Raw genomic sequence first — 26,447 nt, 5'->3', positions numbered from 1 at the left:
ATGCCAACAGCCCTACCGCCCACACGAACGCGCCGACGGCATCGGCGCCGGCGGCAGGATTTCCGTCAGCGGATCTGGGAAGCTCTGTCGCTCGGACGAACTCGCCGACAGCATCGACTTCGCCAACGGGATTCCTGCCGACCGATCCCGGAGAGACTCCCCACTCCGCCGCGACAGCCCCGGCGGCCGCAACCGGCCGACCGGGCGACGACGAACCCGACGCCGATCCAGAAGAGTTCCCCACCCCACCGGGCACCGTCGTGGACGACCCCCGGGAACACAACATCCAAAAGGACCCCCGAGAGCACAGCGTCCAACAAGACCCGCGGGAACACAGTGTCCAGAAGAAGCCCGCCGGGGATTACGTAGTCATCCCCGGCGTCTCCTACCCGCTGGAGGACGAACCACCCGCCGACGCGATACCCGTCATACCGCATACCCCCTCTTTGACTCCCCTGCCCAACGATTCCGTCGGCTTGGGGCGCCTCGTCCAAAACCCCGACGACCCCGAGAACACCCCTGGTCCCACCTCACCGCGCGCTCCAGATATCACCAACCCCCTGTCGGATCGCCATATGGCCGCGCCGGAAACGAATCTGGACGCCGGGCTCGGCAAAACGCCCGACTCACTCTCGATGCCATCCCGGTACGCGACCGAACCGAGCCCCGATGCTCCCGGCGCGCCCCAGAAACCCGCTGCCCCGCAACTGAACCCGCATTCTCTCGAATACAGCGACGACCCCAGCCGCCTGCCGGCCGTCGGCGGAGTCCCACACCTGCAACCTGCCCCACCGCCGAAGAAGACGGAGCGGAAGCGCCTGGTCACCCGAATGGGTGCCGATCCAGACGAACCCAAACGGCGCAAACGTACGCGCAAACAACAACCACCCCCGCCCCCACCCGAACCACCACAGCCGTCACCCGAGCCACCGGCGCCGGTCCCGAAGCCGACGCCGCAGCCGCAGCCGAAGCCGAAGCCGAAGCCGCGCAACCAACCGTCCGCACCGCCGGCCCACGAGGAGTTCGTGGTCCGCGATGTCGGCGAAGCGATCGGCGAGATCGGTGACGAAGGCCCACGAGTCGCCCCCGCCGCGAAGACCCGGCGATGGGTGAGGTCGCTGCCGCAGAAGCTCCCCTGGCTCACCGAAGTCCAGATCGAAACCGCGGAACTGCTGATTTCGGAGATGGTGGCGAATGCCCTGCGGTGGACCGAGGGCAAGGTCGCGGTCGTCGCCACGGCAACGGATGCCGACGACACCCGCAAAACCCGATTCACCGTCACCGACGACAGCACAGTCGTTCCGGAGCGAACCGGCATGCCGGACTGGGATGCCGAACGTGGCCGCGGCGGCGAATTCGTCGCCATGATGTCGGACGCCCACGGGGCCACCACGCACGAAGACGGCAAGTCCACCTGGTTCGAATTGCATGGGCCACGTGGTGACGACCTCGATTCCATTGAGGCGGACAACTCACCGAACGGAGGGCGCCCCGGTGCCCCAGGCTCCGAAACCACAACCGAGAGCGCGACCGCGCCAGCCCACACGGACGGCGATCAGACGCCCGACGCGGAAAGTGACCCTCCAGCGACCTCCGACGATCAAATCGGCGATCCCGCGGATAGTCGACTCCCAAGCGAAAGCTTCCCCCAGGATGAGCAGGCCACCGAACAAGCCAGCACGGCGGAATCCGAAGTGCCGGTCGCGACCGAGTCCACGCATGGACGCGAAACACAGGCCGAGAAGGGACAGAGCGAGCCTGTTCCGGACCCGACCGAGGCCCAGTTCGAGTCGATAGGAGACTGGCTCAAGGCCGTCCGGGAGCATCGGAGGCTGACTCGAGAAGAAGTCGCCGATCTCATGGGCCGGAACAGGGAGGCTCCGCGCAATGCAGAAAATGGGCGGCGCATCACGCCCAGTCTCCTGCGCGACCTCGGAGACGCCCTCGACATACCTGAAACCACGCTGCTGACAGCCGTTCAACGGTTCGAACCCCACATGGCACAGCGTCTGGGCATATCACCCCCCGACCTGACCGATCCGATGCTCCAGTCGATCGGAGACTGGCTCAAGGCTTACCGCCAGTACCGCAGTCTCACTCTCCAACAATTGGCCGACCGCCTGAATGGCGCTCAAAGCAACGTGGTGCGAACAGAGAACGGCGGTAGCGTCACCTCCGATTACCTCCGGGCCGTCAGTGAAGCCCTCGGCATATCCGACAACGACCTGCGTTCCGCCGTCCAGCACTTCACGCCCGAACTCGCCGATCATTTCCTCGAATCGACTCCGACCCCGGCCGACCCCAGATACCGGACGATCGGCGACTGGTACAGAGCCAACCGCATGCGCCACAACCTGTCCGTTGTCCAGCTCGCCGAGCGTATGAACGTCGATCGCGGAACTGTCACAACCGTGGAGAACGGCGGAAACGTCACCTCGCATTACCGACGGGCATTCGGCGAGACGCTCGGCATACCGGACGAAACGCTGCAATATGTCGAGCAATACTTCACCGCCCCCGACCCGGCCGATCTCGAATACCAGTCGATCAGCGACTGGCTCACCGCTATTCGTCATCATCGTGAGCTGACTCAGCAGCAGCTCACCGAGCGTATCGGACGAAGCCTCGGTGCCGTTCGGAACGCCGAAAGCGGACGCCGCGTCACATCAGATTACCTGGGCGCATTCCGGGAGGGGCTCGGCATACCGGAACCCACGATTCTGTCCGCTGTCCTACGCTTCGTGCCCAGGCTGGCGGATCATTTCCGCGAACCTGTCCCAGACCCGACCGACTCCGCATTCCAGTCGATAGGAGACTGGCTCGAGGCCGTCCGCACACACCATGAATGGACTCAGCAAGAACTCGCCGATCGGGCAGATCGATCGGTTTTCACGGTAATGAGCGCGGAGGACGGCCGTAGACAAGTCACCCCCGACCACTTGCGGTCTGTCGGTACAGCCCTCGCCATCTCCGACGCCACGCTGTTGTCCGCTGTTCGGCGCTTCATTCCTCGGCTCGAGCACCATTTCAGCGACTCGGCTCCAGACCCGACCAACCCCGAATACCGGTCGCTGGGTGACTGGCTGAAGGCCAACCGCCAGCGCCGGGGTTGGAGTCAGGAAGAGCTTGCCCGGCACATGGCTCGCGGTGAGTCGACGGTCTGGCGAGCAGAAAACGGCGGACCAATCACTGCCGAATTCCTGCGGGCCTTCGGTGCAGCCGTGGGAATCTCTGAAGACGCCCTCCGATCCGCCGAGCAAAGTTTCACCATTCCCAACCCGGACGACCCAGAATTCCGGACGTTGGGCGAATGGATCAAGGAAATTCGACAACGCCGTGGATGGAGCGTGCAAGAGCTCGCCGACAGCATTGAGCGCCCCCGCATTCTAGTGTGGATGACGGAGGATAGCGATCGCCCAGTCGGGATCAAGTTACTGCGCGAGATAGTGGACGCTCTCGGAATCCCTTACGACGTCGTTCGAACAGCCCTGACGCGGTTCGAAACCCGCGCTGTAGATTACTTCAGAGAAACAACTCCGCTTCCAGGCGACTACCCGGCGATCGGGGATTGGGTCAAGGCGGTTCGCATCTTCCGCGAACTCTCTCGGTCCGAACTTGCTCAGCGCATCGGCCGCACCACTTGGACCGTGTCGTCAGTGGAGAACGGCGGAACGGTCACGCTCGACTTCGTGCGGAGATTCCGTTTCGCGACCAATATTCCCTGGGGAATTACGCGATCCGCGATCGAGATATTCATTCAGCCTGAACACCAACCTGGCGAATCACTCGAAGACCGAGCGGATGAGTCTATTTTCTGGGATCTCATCGATACTGCGCCGGGCTCAGCTGAAGAATTGGTCATTCGCAACCGAATCTGGGAGCAATACGACTGGATCGCACACGCCGCCGCTCATCGCTGGCGGACATTACCCGAATCCAGAGAAGACCTCACGCAACGCTTCCGCCTCGCTATCCGGGGCGCGATCACAAACCATGTACCGGGCGGACCTCCATTCGCTGCCCATGCCTGGCGTTCGGCTCGCGGGGCGATGCTGAGTGCGTACTTCGAATCTAGATTCCCGAACCTCGACAGACCGACACGTCTGCAGGTGATCAGGGTCTATACCTATGTCAACAAACGAAGCGAAGGCAATCCGGGGTACATGCCCGAGAAGGGCGAGGTCGCACGCGCACTCGATCTGACACCCGCCGAAGTCTCCTTCGCACAGCAGATAATTCACGGGAAAACCACGTCCTTCAATGCATCGGAGAAGGGAGAGGATCGGTCCCTCGATATCGCCGACCGCGACACGGATCCGGGCACGGCGGGCGAGCCCGACCCTACGCTCGCCACCATCGACAGCGAGTTCTCGAGTGTGATTCGTTCGGCTCTAGCTGACCTCCCGAATCCGAGTACTGCTGAACGTCTGGTCGAACTGGTCTTCCTTCAAGAAGTTCCGCTGCCCGACGCCGCCGAGGAGTTGGGCATAGGTATCGCCGACGCAGGCGGGATACTCCAGCAGGCGAGCGGCGTGCTGCGTGCGGTATTCGACCGGCCCGACCCAGCCGACCAGGACGAGTCCGAAGAGCGTGCATCCACCAGCGAGACAGCGGAGAGCACCGAGCCCGAGCAGCGCGACGACCGGGAGGTATCCCCGCCGGATCGGCAGGCCCGAGGCGGTGGCGCGCCCTCTCCCGACGCACCACTGTATTTCTACGACGACGTCGATCCCGATGCGATATTCGATCGCCCCGGCCGCAACCAGCGCATCGGACGCAGAGTCGGGCTCGACCACCGCGTCTTCCATCACAACGAGGACGATCCGCTGGGCCGCGACTATTCGGCCGTACCGCCTGCCCGGGCCGCCGCTGAGGACGAACCGTCGGCCACTGCGCCAGCCGACACAAACGAGGGCACCGCTCACTCGGAACTCTCGCCGTCTGCCCCCGATCCTGCGGCCGACCAGCGCAGCCGAGCCGATGTCGGCGATCGTCGAGAGCAACTGGTGCGCATGGTCCGGGAACAGGCGGGACTGCCACCGGAAGACGCGGACGGGCACGAAGACCTTCGGGCGCAGCGTGTCCGAGAAATGCGCCAGATCCGGGACATGGACAACCGCTACGCGGAGCATGGACCAGAAGGCGCCGCGCGCACCGATGCGGACGGGAAGGGTAGCCGGGATCGGCTTCGGAGCGAACCCGCATCCGATCTGCCCGCACTACTGAGCGATATCCAGGGATCCGGTGTCGAGGCACGGCTCGTGGTCGGCGGCGGTCACACCTATCGGCTGGCCGAGCCCGGCGAGGTTTTCGTCAATATCGCTGCACAGGTCCAGCCGGATATCGTCGCGGATGTCCGTGATCTGTCCGCCATCCCGGATTCTGTTTTCGACGTCGTCTATCTGGAACGGGCACCGATGGCGGTGCTCCTGGAGTCGCCCGGCGCGATGACCGAAGTAAACCGGGTCCTGAAACCTGGCGGCAAGCTGATGATGAGCCCGGGCATCAGGAACCTGACACATGCGTCCGCCCGCGGCGCCACCATCCACAGACTCGAAGAAGCGGGGTTCGGACAGATCGAATTCCGAATCGGCAAGGAAGACATTTTCTCGTCGGAGCGTCCGGACGACTGGTACGAAATAACCGCTGTCAAAAGAGCAGAATTTCCATCAGCGCCCGCACTCCCAGTTCACACGACTGAGGCGGGTCGCGGATCCCATTCAGCTACGAACCCTCCTGATACACCTGTGGATGCGACTGCTCAATCGGGCGGATCTTTGGTGCAGCAGTTGCTCGCCTCCGTCGATCCCGGACTGCTGGAGTTGGTTCGCGAGGGCGTCGCGGCCGAACGTGATGCCGCCATCCTCGATACGGGTGTGGGCGCGGAACCTGCCGACGTGGCCCGCTTCCGGAGACTGGACGACATGCTCGGGCACCTCGACGAGCTGCGCGCGGTGCTGGGACGAACGGACGGGACCGTCGCACCGGATCGACTCCGCCCGCTGGTCCACCATTTCCACGCCGCCGCGGAGTGGCTGGCGGCCCTGATGGACGCACACCACGCCACCGACGGCCGAGTGCACCCGGGACTCGAGGACCAGAAACGGCTTGCGGCGGAAGCCGTGAACCGTCACCGAGCGGCTGACGATCGGGTCGAGCAAGTGTTGGCCGAGTTGCGCGACGCGCCGACGGAGGGCCGGCCGAGTCTCGGTTTCTTCAGCCTACTGTCCACTGTCGACCTGGACGCGCTCCGGCTGGTGCGCGAAGGCATCGCGGCCGAACTCGATGCCGCCACCGAAGACACTGCGGCGACGGACGCGGACAGGGCACGTAATCGGAAGTTGCAGCACATGCTCGGCCACCTCGATGAATTGGTGGCCGCGATGCGGCAGACGAATACGACCGTTCCCCGAGAACGCCTCACGCTGCTGGTCCACCACTTCAATATCGCGAAGGAGTGGCTGGCCGCGTTGATGGACGCGAACAACGCGGCGAGCGGGCAGGTCTATCCGGACCTGTCCACGCAGATCCGGATGGCGACCGAAGCGGTGAACCGCTATCACTCAGCCGACACCCGGGTTACCCAGATGCAAACAGTGTTGGGCCCGCCCCAGCAGAACGATGTGGAGGCTGGACCGGCCGAGTTCGCGGCACAAGACGGTCCACCGCAAACCGATGTACCCCGAGAACGACTGGCCGCGTACGTCCAGCTCGGGGAATCCCAACCGGGGACGCCCGAGCACGAGCGGCTGGCCGCCGACAAAGCTCGACTCGACGCACTCGCCCACCGTTGGCTCACACTGGAGCTGGCGGTCCTCGGCTTGGATCATCGGCTCGCCGACCCGGACCTTTCCCCCGCCGCTGTCGCCGAGCTGACGCGTCGGCGCGACGACTTGCGCGCCGAGCGCGACCGCGCCGGCCGGGCACTCGCGCCGAGGCACACCGATCCGTCCGCTCTGCGCGGAACGCCACCTGGTGAGCGTGCCGAATTCATCATCCAGCCAGAAGAGGCGCGACTGGCATTCCAGGTGGTCAACGACCGCTACGGACGACAGGTCGTCACCATTCCCACCGGAGTGCGGGATACCAGCCCCATTTACTCCCGAGGAGACCTCGCGCGGGCGGTGGGCGACCAGAACCTGCATCAGCTCGATTCGTTGACCGAGGCTTTCGACCTCGTCGACCAGATGCCCGCCAAGGCGACCGCGATCGTGCGATTGCTGACGAAATTCAATACCGACACGGTGCTGGTACTGACGAAGGACAGCGGCGGCCCGATCATCGAGATCAACCCGGCTGTGGCCCAGTTGCGGCCGATCGAGCGCGCCACGAACGCAGCGCGATTGGACACGATTCTACGAAAGGCCTGGGTCGCCCTGTTCGACGAGAACGGGGTCCTGATACCTCCCCCGCCTCCGAACGCGGACGGCGACGGCGCTGCGCCGGCCGGCCCGAACAAACCGAGCCCGACCCCCTGGCAGCAAGGCACGGCGCCCGATCCCCGCATCGCACCACCCGCACCCCAGCAGAGCGGTACGCCTGATCCGCGTATCGCTACGCCACCGAACGCCCCACAGGGACAGTCCGAGCCGACTTCACCGCCGAAGGCGTCGCCTCACCGACCCCGCGCGCAGAGCGCACCCAGCCCGGTGGTCCGCCCCGACGACGCACTCGAGGTCCACCGCCCGAATCGCAACCGCGAGCGATTCGATCCCGGCCTGATGAACGCCTTTGGCGACCGGGTGGGCCCGGAGGCGTGGGCCTTCAAGGAGCCAGGGCGGGGTGCCGAACCGGACCGAGCACCGGACGAGGCAAGCGTTGGAGAGACCGGTTCGGGAACATCGCCGAGCGACCGCGGCCGCGAGGCAGCCGACATGCCCGCGCTGGTACGCGCGGCTCGCGACGGCGACAGCACGGCGTTCGACCAGTTGCGTACGCACTTGACCGAACCGATAGCCCAGTGGATGTCGGCCAGGGTGGACGGCGACCGAGCGGCGGCCGATGGACTGACCGACGAGGTGTTCACCCGTGCCGCAGCCAGAATCGGTCAACTGGGTGAGAGACAGGACATCGAGCAGTGGCTCGGCGTCATCGCGCGAAATGTACTGGTCGAGCACCGAAGGTACGAACGGCTGCGGGATGGGATATGGGCCGCTTACGTAGGTCCGCGGAAAGCCGAGGCGGGGCCGCGAGGTGGCCTGCTGGCGAAAGCCGATCGCGCGATGGTGCTGCATGCTGTGCACCAATTGCCGTCCGACTACCGCAAGGTGCTCATCTGGCGTTTCGAGCAGGACAAGACGGCGGCGCAGATCGCCGAATCGATGCCGACCTCCTGGGGGATCCCTACAGTTCGGAGGTTGGAGCGCAGGAGCGCGCGGCGTGTGGTCGAGGCGGTCGCCGCCGAACTCGGTTTGGCCACCGGCGGACCGAATGCCGAGCGCCGACAGCACTGGCGGACAGTCCAGGAGGCGGATCCCGGCGAGCTCGAGCGGCATATTCAGATGCTTCCCGAGCGACAGCGTGCGATCGCCGCCCTCCTGCTGCTGCCCCGCACGCCGCCGCCCACGAAGACGGCGAAGGCGCTGGGCACTTCACCCAGCAAGCTCAAGGAAACCTTGTACCGCCAGATCGTCCCGGCCTTGGGGACGTTGCTGACCGGCGGGGCGCTGTTCACCGACCATGAGGCGGTGATGCTGACGCGGGCAGCGCAGCAGCACAACCCTGAGGTATTGGCGCCATATGTACCGGGACTCGACCCGCTCCACGAGGAGAGTTTCGAGCGGTTCTTCGTGCGACGGCAAACGGTCAATGAGATGGCCGCCGCGCAAAGCACCAAACCCAAGACGATCTACATGCGGGTGTACCGGGTGGCCCAGTTCCTGGCTCAGAAGGTCCCCGCCGAGCTGCGGGAAAGTTACGCGAGTCGAGGACTGCTTCAGGCCGCCACGTCGCTGGACGTCGCTCGGGAGGCAGGCGTCAGTCAGAGCACCGCCGAGAAGGTGCTGAGAGGCGCAGGGAAATTCGCGCCGGAGACCAGGCGCCGCGTACTCGAAGCCGCGGACCGGCACAGTGTCACATTCGCGCAGCGCGAGGGAGTCGCTCCGCCACTGGGCGTTGTCGAGCCGGCGGCCGAGTATCGGTACCTGGGTGGTGATTCCGGGTACGAGATGACTCGATATGAGGCTTATGTGCTGTTCGAATCGGCGATCCGCAGTGGAAATCCCACGGTCGGCGATTTCACGGTGCGCATCCCGGACGCGTCCACAGCCGAAGGCCGACCGCATGTACCCGACCATCAGCTGTGGCAGCTTATGCCGCACCACGTCCAGCGGTTCCGCAAAGTCCTACACCTGCTGACGGACGTTCGGGCACCGGACGGCCGGATTCTGGATTCTTCGACACCGGTGCTCATCGAGCAGCGGCCGACCGGCGCCATTCCATCCGATTTCCAGTTCGATCGGCTCCGGGCCATGGTGCTGCGCAGTGTCGAAGCGCTGCGGCGCGCGCTTGGCGAGGTGCCGGTGGAGCCACTACGACAGTGGCTCCCCGGGTTCCCTGATGACCGAGACGCCGAGGGTTTTCTGAGGTTTCTCGTCGACGACTGGACCGGTCAGTTCGCGCGCCAGCGGCAAGCGGGCTGGGCCGATATGTTCACCGATCTGGAGATTCCCGCCCGAGACCCGTTCGCGGCGGTGGTCGAGCGTGCGATCTTCATGATCCCGGTCGAGTTCGAGGTGCTGCACGGGCGTCTCGGCAGAGAGAGCATCTGGGTGGAACGAGGGCGGATCACCGCCATAACAGGTTGGACGGGCCTGATCGGAGACCCGGGCTTCGACTGGGCCTGGCTGAACCACCGAGGGACCGGTGATTATGTGCCGTCACACCTCAGACCGCTCAATATGCCCATCTATGAGAGCTCGCTGCATGTCCATCGTGCCGTTCACGGTGCCGTGGAGCTGGCCTCGCAGACTCAGCCGAACCCCAACCTAATCGCGGAATACGCGACAAGTTATGCCATTGCTCGCCGATTCTGGGGCCTGCCGGAGCGGCACCCCGGGGTGCTGCAAGATATTTTCGAAGCGCAACGCCATAGGCTCGCGACCGGTGCGGAGCAAGGGGATTCCCGCGGCGGACAGCCGGGGAACGCGGAAGGCGCACGCCGACCGACACCGTGGGGTGGTGATGCGCCACCGGAGAGCCCCGGTGCCCGTTCGGTACCTCCGTATCAGGGACCGGTGCGCCCCGAAGACGCGATGGAGAGCCGCCCTCGGAAAAAGCCTCGTCGAAACGACATCCCCGGCACCCTCACAGGCTACGGCGACGATGTCGGACTGGACGCCTGGGCACTCGGAAGGCCCGGACGGGACCGGCCCGAGCGGCTGGAGGTGGTGCGCCAGGAACTTGCGGAGGCCGAGGCGCGGCGTGATGAGGCGCGCGCGGAGCGCGACGACATAGCCGAACTGCTGGAGGTCGATCCGGCCGAATTGGTCGAGCTGACCCGCGAACGCGACGAATTGCGCGAAGAACTGGGCATCCCCGAAGACGCGACCCCGGATGAAGTGACCCAGCGCCTCGAGGCGGTGATCCTCGAGACGAGTAGCGGACCGGTCGATAACCGGTCGCCGGAGGACGCACGGCTGCTCCAGATCGCCGAGGAGCGGTATCCGCAGCTGAATACGGTGATCGAGCAGGCCGAACTGGTAGCTGTTTGGGATGCGCACGCCGGGCGGCTCGCGGACGCCGTCCACGCGTATTCCCGGCGTGAGCAGACGCGTGAGTTGCGCGACAACCTCGCCGAGGACACCGCGGAGCTGCTGGGCGGCTTGACGCCGGACTCGCCGCCGGAGCAGTTGACGCGCAAGCGCGACGAAGTTCTCGACGAGCTGGCGATTCCGCCCGGTCTCGACCCGGACGAAGTGGCCACGCGGCTGGAGCAGATGATCGCCGAGGCAACCTCGCCCGCGGATGCCGACCGGGCCGGCGCAGCGCTGGAGCTCACCAGTCTGGTTGCGCACGCCGTTTCGTTCCACGAGTTGAATGCGGAAGCCCAGCGTCTCGACAAGTTGGCCCACGACCATCTCGACAGCGTCCCGGAATCACACCGGGCCGACCACCTGGAGCACCCGATCGGCAACCGGGCGGCGGTTCCCGGCGAGGTGGAGATGCCGACACCCGACGAGATCGAACTGGCCGAGGAAGCGTTGGCCTGGGCCGAACCAGGTGCGACCGCCGCGGAGGAGCCGCTGTCCGAACGAGACTCGGTCGTCGCCGCCGAACCATCAGCGGAGACGAGTTCGGCGCAACTTCGCCCGACCACCCCATGGAGCGGTAGTCCCAGCTCCGAAACCGAGCCCGCCGCGAACGACACACCGGCCGAGCGGTCACGCACCGGCGATGCCGACTCAGCCACCTCCGTACCCGATTCCAGCGCTCCCGCCACCGCGACCTCCTCAACCACGCCGTGGAACCGCGCAACGCAGACGCAGCCAACTGAAGAAACCGTCCCGCCTCCACCGCTGGAAGGCGGCGAACCACCTCGGAACTCCACGGTCGAGGTATCGGGAGCGATCGTCATCCAGACGTTGCCCACGGGAACCGCCGGGCTCTCGAAGCGTTCCACGATAAGCGGCCTCGTGACGGCGGTCGGGCCGGAAACCGATGCCACCCCGACAACGGTGATCGACGAAGCAGGAGTGCCCCGAACCACTGCCTCATTGGTACTGCATGCGGTCGAAGCACCGGACATGAGCCATCCGACTCTGGCCGGCAAAGTCGGCGGCTTCGCTCCCATCACCATCACAAGCGGCGATCTCACTGCGCAGGTGATGATTCTCTACCGGATTTTCGAATCGGGATCCGCCGAGGCGATGATCATCTACGTTTCGCCGGTACAGGACCATGCCGATTTCGAGACCGTACGCAGGCTCATCGATTCCGCTTTGCTGCAACGCTTTCCGGACACCACGATAGCGATCAAAGAACTCCATCAGGACGGGGCCGGCGAATCCGTCGACCGCGAGCTGCATTCCGATCCTCCGGCCACCGATGCCCCGCAGCTGTCGCGAACCACAGAATCCCGCCAGACACCCCCCACCAACGCGGACCACACTGCGATGGGCAGCAGTCCGGAGCCGGCCACCGCGGTCCGGGCGCCGGGCGAGGAACATCCGAAGATTTCAGAACCACAAGACGAGCCGCCGACCGTCGCGGGGCCGATCTTGCGTGGTAGGCCGAGTGGTACGGCGTTGGAAGTGTGGCACCGCTATCTCGATGGGGCGGAGGCCGCCGACGGGCGGGCACAAGAACTGCTCGCGGAGGTCGAACAGCGCATCCCGGATGCCGGAGAACGCGCCTATGCGAGACGCTTCGCCGAAAATGAGCGTCGTACGGCCGCGCTGGCGGCAGAGCTTGGAATCTCACTCGATCGGCTCCGAACGTTGATGGTCGAAGAGCTGCGGCAGATATTCGACGGCGAGATCGTGACTCGAACCACCTCGGGATCGTTGCGAGGCATCCTCGAAAGCGGCAAGTTCAAGACCGAGTTCGACTTCGTCGGGAAGAGTGAAGTAGGGCGTGCCCTCTTGGCCGACCGGATAGCCCTCGAGCAGGCGCTGTTCGGTTACCCACCGAACCTTCCGGCAGAATCGCGGCCGATCTACGGGTTCATCCGCACGGCACCGTCCTATCGGGTGACCGAGGGCGACGCCCTCGCTCAGTACGGCGACGTCGACATCGTCTTCAAATCAACAGTGGAAGACCGAACGACGGCCATGGCAGGCGATTCGAAATCGGTCGCGGCGATACCCAGCAAGGTCACCGATCCGCAACCCGAGTCATTCGCCGCCACTCAACGTGATCATAAAACGCTCGGCTATATAGGACTGGAGGGCATCAACCGCGACTACGCCGGGAAACGGTTCACCGGTAGTAGCTATATCGAGGCACAGGTGGTCGACCCCACGGTCTCCGACATCGACTACGTCGTATTCCATAGGCATCCCCCGGACCAACTAACGCAAGAGCTACTGGACCGGGCGGGAATTCCCTGGTCACACTTCTTCCGCCACCCCGGCCGTCCCCGACGATCACGTCCGGGAAACCCGATCGAAGGCTCAACCCCTGAACCCGAGTCCAGGGAAAACGCGCGGGGCGTCCAGGCGAGGCCTCCCTCGGCCGCCGCGGACAACTCTCAACCCCGGGATGTCACCGCGGATGCCCCCTGTGTGGTAGGGGCTTTCGCGGATGCCGAGAATCTCGGTTTCGACGTGCAGCAACCGGTCGACGTGGACGGGCCGGTTCCAGCAGCAGCGGTGTCCTGGCTGGCTGGGGCCCATCACAAGCGGTTCGACGGCGGCCTCGATGAAGTCGCGCAGTTCTTGGCCGGTCTGGAGCCCGGTGCGGGAATGCTGGTGAACGCGCGCCCGGTAGGTGCGGCGATCGGGCACATGTTCCTGCTGCACAACGACGGTCAACAGATCTGGATCCATGACCGGCAGGCACCGAGACCGAAGGCGGTTTTCAACCCCGAGGATCTGCCGTTCACGGCGCAGACCACGCATGCCCTGCTGTTGACCCGCCGGGATGCCGGCAGCACTCTGGAATCGCGACAGCGGCAGCTGGGCGAAAATATCGTTCCCCCCGATCCGGACATCGCACGCGGGCGGGCTCTGCGGCCGCTCGATGCCGGCGCACTTCCTCCTGGCAACGGCAAGCCCAGCGGATCGACCCCGTGGCACCGGACCGCGTCCGACTCGGCGCGCGATCCCGCTCGAAGTGCCTCGGCGCCATCGCGGCGCGGAGAGACCAAGAGCACTGGCAAGCAGGAGGATCCGGCGAGTGATCGACCGGTGACGCCGACCGAAACCGCGGAACGCACCGCATCGCGGGAGGCGGACGCGTCGGTGCGGCCGGATGCCGAATCGATCGTGACGGCACTGGAGAACGCCGACTGGTTGCCCGCGCGAACGCGGGAAATCTTGGGCAACCATCGAGAATTTCTGGCCGATGTCATCCGTCAACTTCCCGACGCACAACGAGCGACGTTGTATCACCGTTTCGTGCAGGAGCTTTCGGTCGAGGCGACCGCCGCTGCGATCGGCAGGACCAGCGGCGCCACCAAGATGTTGCAGAACCGCGCTCTGCGCCGCCTCGGCGAGGTACTTCCGGTCGGGCGTGCGGTCGACCTGACGCCCCCAATGGGCGCTACCCGGTGGCGGACTGCGAGCACCCCCCAGCAGGCCGGCGACACTGCGGAACCGACTACCGACCCGGAACCGACCACCGACCCCGAAGCGGCCACCGACCCCGACGCGGTACTCGATGCGGAAATACGTGAACTAGAGCGCGCCCTGCACATCGAAACCGATGCCGAGCGCATGCTCTTGGCCACGCTGTACATGGAGGACAAGTTCCTACACCTCGCCATCATGGCGGACCAGGATCGGCCCGAACTCCTCTTCGGGCGCGCGGAGTGGCTGAGCTGGCTGGACGCCTGGCACTACGCGACTCAGCATCTCGACGAACCGCTGAGCGTGTCGTTCATCCTCGAATTGCACCGGAGGTTGGCGCGGCGGACGGCGCCGGATCACGCGGGAAGGTTCTACAGCGCGAAGAACAAGCATTGGGGCATATTGTCCGGCCCGTTGACCGAGTACGAGATCGCCGCGCTCGACGAGAATCCGCTGTTGACCTATGTGCCCGGCCCTTTCGCATCCGGCGAATACGGGGTGGTACTGGATCCAGCGGTAGCCGGGCAACCGGGGGCTCGCCAGGTCCGGGTACTGGACACGCCACTCACCGACGAAGAGCGTGCGGCCATCGAGGCCGATCCGCTGCGGGGATATGTGAAAGGACCGTTCGTCCGGGAACACGGGGTCATCCTGTATCCCAACTATGGCGGCTTGGACGGGACCCGAGCGGACGTGGAAGAAATGTGCCGCATCTACAACGAAGCGGCGAGCGCTGGTCGCGACCCGTGGAAAGTCGCGACAGATCTACAGTTGTGGAGCATTTCGGGACACCACGGGATGGGCGATTACCACGGCCGGTTGTCCCGAATCCTCTTGAACTGGGCACTGCTGCGGGCTGGGCGGCCACCGAGCGCCATACCCGAATTCGATGAGGATCTGTTCACGTCGCGGCCGGACTGGGTGGAGACGGTCAGGGCAGGAAGCCTGCGCTATCGACTGTGGGCAGCAAATCTGGAGCAGCTCGGTAGCGACGTCCACCCGGTAGTGCTGCTGGGCCTAGAACGTGGTCGAGAGCGCTACCAGCAAATGAACGGCAGGCGTTCTCCTTTCGTGCCGGGCGAACAACACGACAGCGCTGCCGCCAAGCGATTGCTGACAACCTTGCTGGCCGATGGCCCCCTCCCCGACATCGACGCGGTGAACGAGCATGCGGCCGAGCAGGGTCTATCGGCACCGGAAGGGCAAGCAGGTTGGACCGCCGGGCAGGCCGATCGCGCCGGGGCGACCCACGACCCGGCACTTGATCCACCCCGTGACGCCACCTACGCCGAACTTCGTGCCTGGGCCGCCGCGCTTTCCGTCGATGACGCGGATACGCTGCTCACCCGCGTGCACGCCGAGGCCATCGAGCATCTGAAGGCTGCCGAGCGTGGCGCGTCGCCGCCGGCGGCAGAAGCGGTCGCGACCGCACGAGCACTCAACATCCTGGTGTGGGAGCAAGCTCACCGACTCAGGGCCGACACGCACCCCGGCTCCATCAACGACTATGCGACGCTGTTCGCCGTCAGCCGTCGGCTGGCCGCCCAGCTACCTGCTGTCCGAGAACTGACCGCGGCGGCAGACACCGCCTTCACCGTGGCGGGAACCTTCGGCGCCACTGCGGCGCATCCCTCGGATGGCCGGATTTCCACTGTCCTGCACAGGTTCCCCGAGCATCTCGGCCGGGCGGTTGCCAAGATCGAGCGATCTTTCGATTCCGTGCCCTGGTCGGAGGAGTCGTCGCTGACGCCCGGGAATGTGTCGGTTTACGAACATGTGGGACTTACGAACGCGGCGGTTCAACAGATAGCGGAACTACGGCTGTATTTCGACGAAATCCGCGATTCGGAGGGCAGAAACTGGTCCGAGATGATCGACAGCCGCTTGACGTCGGCATCCGAACTCGGATTCGATCCCGAGTTCACCCGTGCCGTTGCGTCGCTGTCCACGGAGGCGGCGGCTTTCGCGCACGCGCAGGCCGGACCGGATCAGGATTTCGCTCGCGCCGCGGCTTCCTATCTGCCTGTTCTGACCACGGCGATCACGCATTATGTGATGCGGGCGCGCGATGCCGCACTCGCGCTCGACTTGCTCGAACGGGCCGATCGAGCCTTCGCCGAAACCGCCCGTCGCCTGCCTCACTGGCAACCGGCGCAGGACGCCGCGCGACGAATTTCAGCGCTGCACAGATCGATTGCCGGTTGGCGGCAGAAGTTGCCCGATTACGAACTGCCGAGGAAGATGCATGAAGATGCGCTGATCATCCTCGCCCCTGAGGCGGCCTTTTTCCCAGCACTCGACCAGACGCTGCAGGAGCTGCGCCGCGTGGGCACTTCGAGCACCACCGCAAGCCAACCGATGCCTCCGGCCGACCACACCGCTTCGGCCGATTCCGCCCCACAAGCGCAACAGCCGGTCGATGGTGCGGACCGGAAACGCAAACCCACCACTGCCCGGCCCAAAGGTCTGATCGGGGGCGTCCCCGACCTGATGAACCCCTTCGACGACCGCGGCGCACCCTGGGATCGCGGCGGCCCGGTACCCAGACACAAACGAATGGCGCGGCTCGCGGAACCCCACGCTGATGGCGGTGGGTGGCCCCGAGGCGGCAGGCAATCCGACCCGGCGGACGAGGCTACCGGTGCCGTTCTGGGCGACACCCCTACCGGCGAAGGACGACCGGCCGGAATCGCCCCGCAACTCGGCCCGGGCAAGACCGTCGCGGATGAGCGCGACACACGGGCTGCATGGCTCACCGAGCAACTGGAGAAGGCTGCGGGCCAAGCCCGTGAGCGAGCGTGGAATACGTTGCAGGAGAAAACCAACGGTTTGCCGTTCGGTCCGGAAGACGTGCTTTCCGGGTCATATCGGCGCTATCTCGATGACCCGGACAAGTGGCGAGAGTTCGAGGTGTCGACATCCGGGTCGACTGCCACGGATCGTATGTCGCTGATCGCGACCCTGGAACAGGCGGCGGCCAAGCATCACGCAGCCGGCTTGCCGATAAACGTCGGTACCGGCCCTCTCGTCATGCGCGAGATGCCGATCCTCGCCCGGCCCGAAGACCTCACTCCGGCGGAGGCGGGAGCGATCGTCGCGGACGTCATAGAAACACAGTTGCTCGGTAGGCAAGCGATCTGGGCCAGCGGAAAGCTCCCCATGGAGTTCCATGGATTCGATCGCTGGGCACTCACGGCCACACCCGATTCCAGGCCGCCGGGAATCACCGTGAACACCACGATGAACTGCATCAAACTGGCGCTGTACGGCGGCGTCCTCGGCCACGTTCTCGACCGCGACTATCTCCGGTCGTACATCCGATTCGAGTGGTGGAACGGCAGGGTCGTCCCGGAGCCAGGCGGCACGCAGATGCTGTGGCAGGACGGTTCGGAGATCACCGCGGACGAGAGTGGCCAGCACGGTAACTTGTCGCTGCTGTTCTTGGCCCCGCACGGTTTGCGTGAGTATCACGCCGACGGTTCGAACATCTCGCTGCCGCAGCGTGGTGATCTGGTTTTTTTCAACGGGCTGGGCCATGTGGCCGTGGCGACCGGGCAACTGGGCGTCGACGGATCTCCCGAGGTGTTCACGTTCTGGCCATACCACTCCTGGCCGATGCTGGAAACCGTCCGAGTGTCAACCGTCGACGCCGAGATCGCCCAGCTGACCGACAATCCGACCGCGCCGAACGATGACGCGGTCCGCGTCGAGTTCGGACCCGGGCCGTGGGGGCGCGGAGGCCGGCGTTATGAAGCCGAACTCCAAGATTGGCTGCGTCGCCACGCGCCCGACACCGCGCTCCAGGCTGAAGACCGTTCCATATCCATGCGATCGCATGACTCCACAGACCAGCCACCGGCCGGACCGGCGCCGTCGGCGCAGACCCCTGGTGGTGACAACTCCGCCGGACCTGCCCGCAACCCGGTCGCCGATCGAGCGCCGGCGAAGCCACTGTCACCGAGAGGGATATCGGAGAACCGCGCAGCATTCGGACTCGATGCGCTCGGCCCTGGAGCATGGGAAAACCAGCTGGATGTGGTGCCACAGCCGCCCGAGCAACCATTCGGCCCGATCCATGTGAAAGGCCCGAACCCGGAGGGATGGGGAATCGGAGGCCGACCTGACCGGCAAGCCGAACCGCAGGCCGGAAATTCGGCCGACGCAAACCCTCCAGTCGACCGAACAGGGCCGGACGCACCGAACGAGATCGACCCGGCGACAACGACACGATCCCCGAGCAACCCAGCACCGCGCGGCATTTACAACCCAAGCGATGCCGAAGCAACCATGGCGGCCCGGCACTTGATCACCGATGTCGAGTTCCCCGAGAAGGGCTACACCAGCTCGGTGGTCCGCAAAATGCTATCGAGCGACGGGAAGATCAACATCTACAAGCCCGAAGCGGGGGCGGACAAGGAGGCCGAGAGCGCCAATCCCGAACTGGACACATACACCGCCAACGAGGTTGCAGCCTACCGTTTCAGCGAAATTGTCGGCTTCGGCCGAATCCCTGCGACCGCGCGCACCGAGGGAGTCAGCGGCCCGGAAGATCGCTCAGGGCCGGGAATGATCCAGCAGTTCATCGATTCCACACCAGGCGAGGCAATCGACAAGTATTCGGTCGTCCAGCAGCAGCAAGCGGCTGTCATCGATGCCACCATCGGCATGATGGACCGCCGGGGCAACTGGCGCACCGTCAAGCGCGGCGACCACCGCGACCTGGTCCTCATCGACCACGCTTGGTCGTTTCCCGCTTCCACCGATCCATTCGATATCGAGATCGATTCCCCCTTCGTCGCCGCCCACAAGGGCGAGCAACACCCACTCGAACCAGAGGTTCTCGAGGCCATGCGCAATGTGGACACAAACCACCTGCGTGCAGCGTTCGAAGACGCCGGTATGCACCCCAGTAGCGCCGACGGCGCCGTGGCCAGGTTCGTCAGGATTCGAGATCTGGGCTACATTCCCGACGACATCAAGACCGCAACCGACGCCAACCCGGTCGAATCCCCGGTGCCGATCGAGGCAGCGTGGCAGCAGCGGCGCGGCGAGTCTCACGAACAGTCCACCGGACGTATCGATCGTGCGCTCGAGGCCGAACATGCGGCCCAGGACGAAGCGCGCGAACAGCCTGAACCACCCCGGGATGTGCGCGGTTACTCACTCGGCCTCCCCTGGCGCAAGCCACGGCAGCCGAAGCGTCCGGGCCGGAGCCGTGGGCCCGGTACCTGGTTCGCCATCGATCCGGACCTGCCCCCGGACGCGGATGCGCATGCCACCGGCCCACAGAAGCCACCCGCCGCACACCAGCCCAAGACACCGACCGAACCCGCGGAGCGCACCGAGTCTCGGGAGGACTCGTCGGTGCTGCCGGATGCCGAAACGATCACCGCGGATTCGGAGAACGCCGCCGAAGCTGCCGTGACGGAGGAATCGGTTCGGGCCGCCGTCGAGGCGATTGCGCCGCAGTGGCCGATCGCCGCGAAAGCGGCCGCGGCCCAGACGGCCTCCGCGGTGGCGGCCGATGCCGCTCGGCGCGGGGCCACCCGGGCCGATGTCGAGGCACCGCACGCCGACGTCCTGCGGGTTACCGTCGAACACGTCGGCGCCACCGACCTGTCCCCAGAAACCGTGCAGGCGTTGGAGGCCGGAGCGACGACCTGGCGGTCCGAGTCGTACGACACCGACAGCGGCCGAGTTGTTTTCGAACTCCACCTCCGCGGCGACGCGGTGAGCGTGCCCGAACGCGTTGGCGCCGCCGCGGATTCCGCTGACGATCCGGTTGTGGATACCCGAACGGTGCGGGTCGATCCGATGGGCAACGCATCGGCCACGATCCGCGCATTGGCCTTCGTCATGATCAGCCCGGATATGCCCTTCTGGAACCACATCGGACCGGCGGTGGCCGAAGCGGCGGCACTGGCGGAGACGCTGGTGCGGGAAGTGAGTCAGGGCCGCCAGGTGGTGACGGCGACGGCGACGATCACTCGGTCCGGCCGGTGGACTCTGGAGGTCGCCGCTGACGGCGCCGAGATGCCGCGATCCGGCCGCACCGTCTATCGGCCGAGCGAGAGCCGTCCCCTGGGCGACCGCGTCGCGAACATCGTCGATCGTGCCGCCGCGGCTCTCGGTGAACGGGCCTCGGAATCGGAAGCCGGGCCCGCTCCGACGCATCACGATGCCGCCGAAGTTGTGGCCGATGCCGGCCCACTGCGGGTGGTCACTTGGAATTTCGCCGGCGCTCGCCGTTCGCGCTCGGAGGAGGCATTCGACTACATCCCTGATCTGCCGTATTTCGTCGACCGGTTGCCCGAGATCAGCGCCGAGATCGTCTTCTTCCAGGAATCGGAGGTCGGTCCGGACGGTTCGAACGCGCGGCAACTGGCGGGCATGCTCGGCTATCGGAACGTCTACGAGACCGTGATGTGCCCGTCGCACATGGATACGAGCAAGGCGATCAGCCTCGCCGTGATCACCGATCTGCCGATCGAGGCCGCTCACGACATACTGCTGCCTGCCACGGGGGTGGAGCTGTCACTCGGGGGCCGAGTGCTGGAACCGGACGAGCAGTTCGACCGTTACGCGCAGGCCGTCAGGATCGCCGGTATCTGGTTTGTGAACATCCACCCGACGCCGCTCGGTTTCTTCGGCCGCAGCTACGAGGAGAACGATGTCGAAGGCGCTGCGCATGCCAGGGCTATCGAGCAGCTGCTGCGTTCCTTGGCGGATGGTCTGCGCTCCACGGCGGATGGCCCGGTCGTCTTCCTCGGCGACTTCAACACCGATGACCCGCGCTCGGTATACCGGCCGCTCATCGACGAGTTGGGGCTGACCGCCGCGCTCGATCCGGCGACCGCGACCGTGCCGTGGGGCGGCGCGCCGGACCAAGTACTCGCTACCACGGACCTACGAACGGCCAACGGCCACATCGTGATGACCGAAACCGACCACTACCCGGTGGTGGTCGACCTTTCGACCGGGACAACCCAGCAGGCGAGACCGCCCGCGCCGCGCCCAGAAGGTACCGCCCCCGCGTCACACCCGACCGACACTCCGCCGCAACGTGCCCGGGGGCTGGATGGACTGAGCTTCGATCCGCCACCCGCAGTCGCGGACCCCTTTGGCGGCGTGCCGCGCGGTGTGCCCCACGGGGTGATAGCGCATGCCGCCGACCCGAACCACCCAGAGGACGGCGCTTTTGCGGAAAGCGGCTACACCCCGGTGCCGGCGGAAGCAGCGCAATCCGGGGAGCAGGTCGTTCCTCTCGAAGACGAAAACGCGGCTGACGACGACGTCGACCTCGACGGTCCGCTCTTCGTGGCAGAGCAGATCGACCTCGACGGTCCGCTCTTCGTGGCAGAGCAGATCGACCTCGACGGCCCTCTCTTCGTCGCCACGCATTCCGCAGACCCGGTCACCGCCGAAGAGGACTCGGCGGTCGAATCCGACGAGGACGAGGCACCGCTTTATGTGGCATCCGAGGCGCACCTGGCTGTGCATCCGGTACTCAAGCACCTGCGTCGGGACGGGGAATACCGGCATCTCGGTGGCGACGAGGGCGAGGTGATGCCGTCCGAGATCGCATGGGAGTTGCGGCAGGTCGCGAAAAAGGTCGGCGAGAAGCGCTCCGGAAACCAGAAGGACGTCTACCTGATCGGCAAATACGCGGTGCTCGAGCCAAGAATTCTGGATGACACGATCACGCTCGACTACATCCTCTGGCCGAGGCAATACGAGATTCTGCAAGCGGTCGCTGAAGCCGCGCCGAGTGATGAGCGACTGCTGTTGCCGAAGGTGCTGCACGTGGAGCTGAACGACGAGGGCGAGGTCATATTCGAGATTCACCGGCGGATCGATGGCGAAACAGTGGACTCGCTCGGCGACAAAGAGATCCCGCAGGCGTTGTCGACAGCGGCTGAGCAATTGGGCCGAGTGCAGGTCCAACGTGATTCGGGGATGCGGCGGGAAGGCCATTTGCGGCTTCGCCCGGACTATCCGACAACGTCGCTGGGATTCTTCTGGATGATGCTGGAGCACTTCGAGAAGGTCTTTCAACGCTACCGCACGCTCGCGGCCTATCGGACCGCATTCGATCGACTGGGCTTTCCCGAATCACTCACGAACGGCCTGGAGACACTGGTAACCGGAATTCGCCCGCAGCGACTTCGCGTCATCCACGCCGACATCCACAAGGGCAATGTCCTGAGAACGCCGGACGGCATCATGATCGTCGATCCCATGGGTCTCTACGGCCCGCCCGACTACGAACGGGCCGTATTTCTGCATCGAAATCCGGGCGCCGATATCGGTACTGAAGGTGACCGTCACCTGATGTCCTATTTCTGGCTACTCGATGTGGCGCGAGTCCTGCACGACACCATCAACCTCGTAAACGAAGCGGTCGCACCGGAACCGGATACCGCTCGGATAGACTTTCTGGTCGAGTATGTGATGTCTGCGATCGCTCGACCGTACACGTCTTGGCACGGCTACTCGATGGAATCGGTTCCTACCTTTAGCACGTTGACCCGCCTCGTAGACGAGCTGCGTCGAGAAGCAGTCGCGGCGCGTTCCAGAATGCGGATAGAGCGCTCTGATCTGTCGCCGGTGTCCGATGCAGAAACAGCGGGCGACCGCTCTGGCGAACGGCTCCGGGCGGCGGTGCCCTACGAGCCGACCGATGTAGAAGCTGCTCTACCCGGCGAGCCGGACGGGACCGACGCCGGACAGGCTGTCGCCGACATCTATCGATCGGCCCGGCGGGAAGGAAAGGAACTGCCTCCAGAGGCAATCTCCTGGGCTCGTCGGCGGTTGGGAGTACCAGACGGCGTGAGCGCCGCGTCTGTGCCGGTGGAGCTGGGCTGGAGTGTGGATGTCGACTCCAGTTTGATGGACTTCGCGCTCGAAGGGGACTACATGCCCAGGGCCGGATTCGTGTCCGAGCCCGGAGTTGTGTACATCCCCGACGCGTATCACCCGAAAGTCGGCTGGCCACCACGTGAGATCTTCACCTTCGGCATCGATAGGGTCGCCGGCTCTACGCTGCCTGGGTACCGGACCGTAGAACGAGCGCTGGAGAACTCCGCAACTGGCCGCGTCTATTTAGCCAGACCTCCCGTGGCCTTCGTGCGCCCCGGCACCCCCTGGCCGGTCTATATGATCGGCGGTGTCACCGGAGCGGCGGTACTCGGCTACTATGATTTCGGTCCCCATATGGCCTACCGGCGTGCTGATTCGGCGCAATCGGCCGATCTTGTGGGCACATGGGTACCCAACGATGTGCCGGACATATACACCGACCACCGGAACAGGCCGCAATCACTCGAGGTGCGCGAGCGCCCGCTGCCGCCCGAGCAGGGTGCCGCACAACCCCCCTTGGCCAATGGATACCGCGCCTTCGGTGAACGCAGCGGCGTCGCCATGTCCGAGGAAAAAGCTCGATCGCTGATCCAGGAAGCCATTCGAAAACTTTCGGGGACACCTGCGGTGGACAACAGCACAAATGTGGCAGTAGGCCCCGGAGAATCGCCTTTCAACGTGCAATTCCTTCTTACCGAATCCGGTATCGGCGAGGCTCGCCTGGCTACCGGCCGGGTACACGAAGTGCTCGCCGAGCTACCTTCCCATCTCCTCAACTCCCCTCACGCCCTGCACTTCCTCCGTGGCGTGCGAATGCCCGACGGCCGACTCGCCGATGCACTCATCACGGATCGCAAACCCGGACGCCCACTTTCGGAGGTGCTCGCAGACACCGATGAATACGATACTCTCCTGGTGCGGACGTTCGGCAGTATGGAGAAAGCCCTGGCATTGGTCCCGGACAGTCCATTGATGCGGCAGCTGACTCCGCCCGGGGTTCGGGAGGGCGAATCGACCGAATTCATGCTCAGTTTGATCGACGGCACCAGACAGCTCTACGGGCCGGCGTACGAAGAGTTCGGGCCGATCTTCGACGCCATGGGTCTGGGTGCCGATCCCTTCCCGCCGCTGGTGGAGTGGGCGGGGTCGCTCGCACCAACACCGTTTCGGCTGCTACATGGAAATTTGACCCCCGGAAAATTCCTCGTGGATGAGAACGACGTTCGCATTACCGGCATCGTGGGGTGGGAACGAGCATTCCGGGGAGATCCGAACTACGATCGGGCCCACCTACAGCGCGCAGCGAGAGGCATCCTGCCCACCGGGCCGGGACCGCAGTATCGCAATGTTCTGGCATACACCGCGCTGTTCGACCTGCGGCAGGTTATCTCCGTAACCATCCGTTTCGCCCCGGCGGCGGCCGCCGGACAGCTCAGCCCCGAGCAGACACGCTTTCTCCAGGGAAGCTTCCGCCACGTCCTGGCTAGAGTGCGGGGCGAGTTGGGCTTCCCGATCCGATCGGAGATCCCGCCGGTCGACGAACTGTTCCGATCGCACCGACACGCCACACGCCACATCCCGTCTGATCCCGGCGCGGAGACGCTCGATCCCGCCGACTCATCGCCCGCACGCACCGAATCCGGCACCGGCGAGCCGGTTCCGCCACCGGACAGCGCTACCGATGACCGCGAGGCCAGCGATCCGACCGATGTCGTCCGCAGAGCACCTCTGGCCCGCTTCTTCGCCGAGCAGAAGAACTTGGTGGCACGGCTGGAGCAGGACGGGTGGTCATCGTCATACATCAGGAACGCCGGATCCGCGTTCACCATCTTGTTCAGCCAGGTATTCAGCCGCCCGCAATTCGCCCCTGGCGCAGTCGACGCCGACACCGTCTCCATCGACATCACTATCACCGGCAATCCGGGCGCACGTCGGTTGCGGGTCGCGATCACAGATTGCCGGGCCCCCCGATCCGGGAGTGCGGAGGCTTGGTTCGCACTGTACGAGAGTGCGATGCTGAGTCTCAACCTACTGGACCCGCTGACCCACGAACGCGATATCGACCACCACCCCGACGGCAACACGACGTTCTGGTTCGTCATCGACGAATCCGAACCGTTCGCCGATCCCCCCCACCTCGCTGTCACGGATGGCGAGTACGTCGAGCAGGAGTTGTCGTGGACCGTCCCGGTAGCGCCGCCTCCGGACACATGGTCGATTACCGGGGACGCTGGTGCCGACCATCCGGGACTGGCGAACAGACGGCCGGCCGCGGACTACGCCTACCTCGGTGAGCCTCCCGGAACCCGCGAATCCCGCGGCGCCATCGTGATGTCCGGCGACGCGGCAAGGGCGCTGAGGGAGACAGCGGCACGGCACGGCACACGTCGGCACGGGAACAACAACTTCGTCGATCTGTGGCGGGATATCGCCGTTGTCCACCCACGTCTCCTCGGCCCTGATGACACCCAGATCGACATGGAGACGTGGCCGGGCAAACAGCATCTGATCCTGGGCGCACTCGCCAGGTACATCGACACAGTGCCCGGGGCGCCGACGATCCCCCGAGTGCTGTACGTGGCCGATTCCCCGGATCCCACCGAACGGTTCACCGTACTCACCCGCCTGAGACTCGGTCGCCGGGTGGACAACCTGCACGCCGCGGGTCCCCGGGGAGCGCTGCGGCGGCTCGAGCAGGTACTCGAGCAAGTCCCGCTCGAGTCGCTTCCGCCGCTGCCATCGGGCTGGCCGGAATCGGGGGACTCCGCCGGCTTCCTGCGCAGGGTTTTCGGCCACACCGAACAGCACTTCCAAGAATCGATGCGGGACCCGTTCTTCGCCTTCGTGGCCGACAAGTTGGGCTTTCCTGCGTCGCTGTACGACGGTATGGAGCTGTATATCGCGTCGGTGCGGCCCCAGCAGTTCCGGTTGCTGCACGGCGACCTCTGGGGAAACTTCTTCGAGGAGGCCGAGGGTCCCGAAGCCATCCGCGTCGCTGACGACCAGAGGTACGCCGTCCTGGATTTCGGCGCCGCGACTTTCGGCCCGCCCGACTACGAAGAATCAGTTATCGTGCATCGCGGCGCCGTCGCCCCGTATTTCGCGGATATCCGCGCGGTTCCCCAGCACCTGCGGGGGTACACCGCAGTGCACGCGGCAGAGCGCGCCGAGCACGACCTCACGCGCCTGATCGAACACCGCCGCTTGACCGGCGGGCCGCCGGACGACCGGGCGATCGAACTCGCTCACTACGTCAACAGCGCGCTCCGCAGCCTACAGTCAGCGGTGCCGGCTACGTGGCGGCCCACACCGCCCGGTGTCTCCAGAATCCTCGAGGTGGTATACGGAACCTCCGCCTGA

Annotated in this window: 1 protein-coding gene (running past one end of the window); it reads left to right on the top strand. The window is 65.3% G+C overall.

All coding sequences use genetic code 11. The features are described 5' to 3' along the window. A protein-coding gene (locus tag ABZ824_RS11790; protein ID WP_356963251.1) for a helix-turn-helix domain-containing protein crosses the window boundary here: on the top strand, positions 1 to 26,447 show its 3' portion. Its footprint begins 2,152 nt before the window's first position; only the last 26,447 of its 28,599 coding nucleotides appear in the window; its start codon lies off the left edge, out of view; the stop codon is at positions 26,445 to 26,447.

Source organism: Nocardia sp. NPDC047038, assembly GCF_040644075.1.
GTDB lineage: Bacteria > Actinomycetota > Actinomycetes > Mycobacteriales > Mycobacteriaceae > Nocardia > Nocardia sichangensis.
This window is presented reverse-complemented; position numbering and strand designations above follow the sequence as displayed.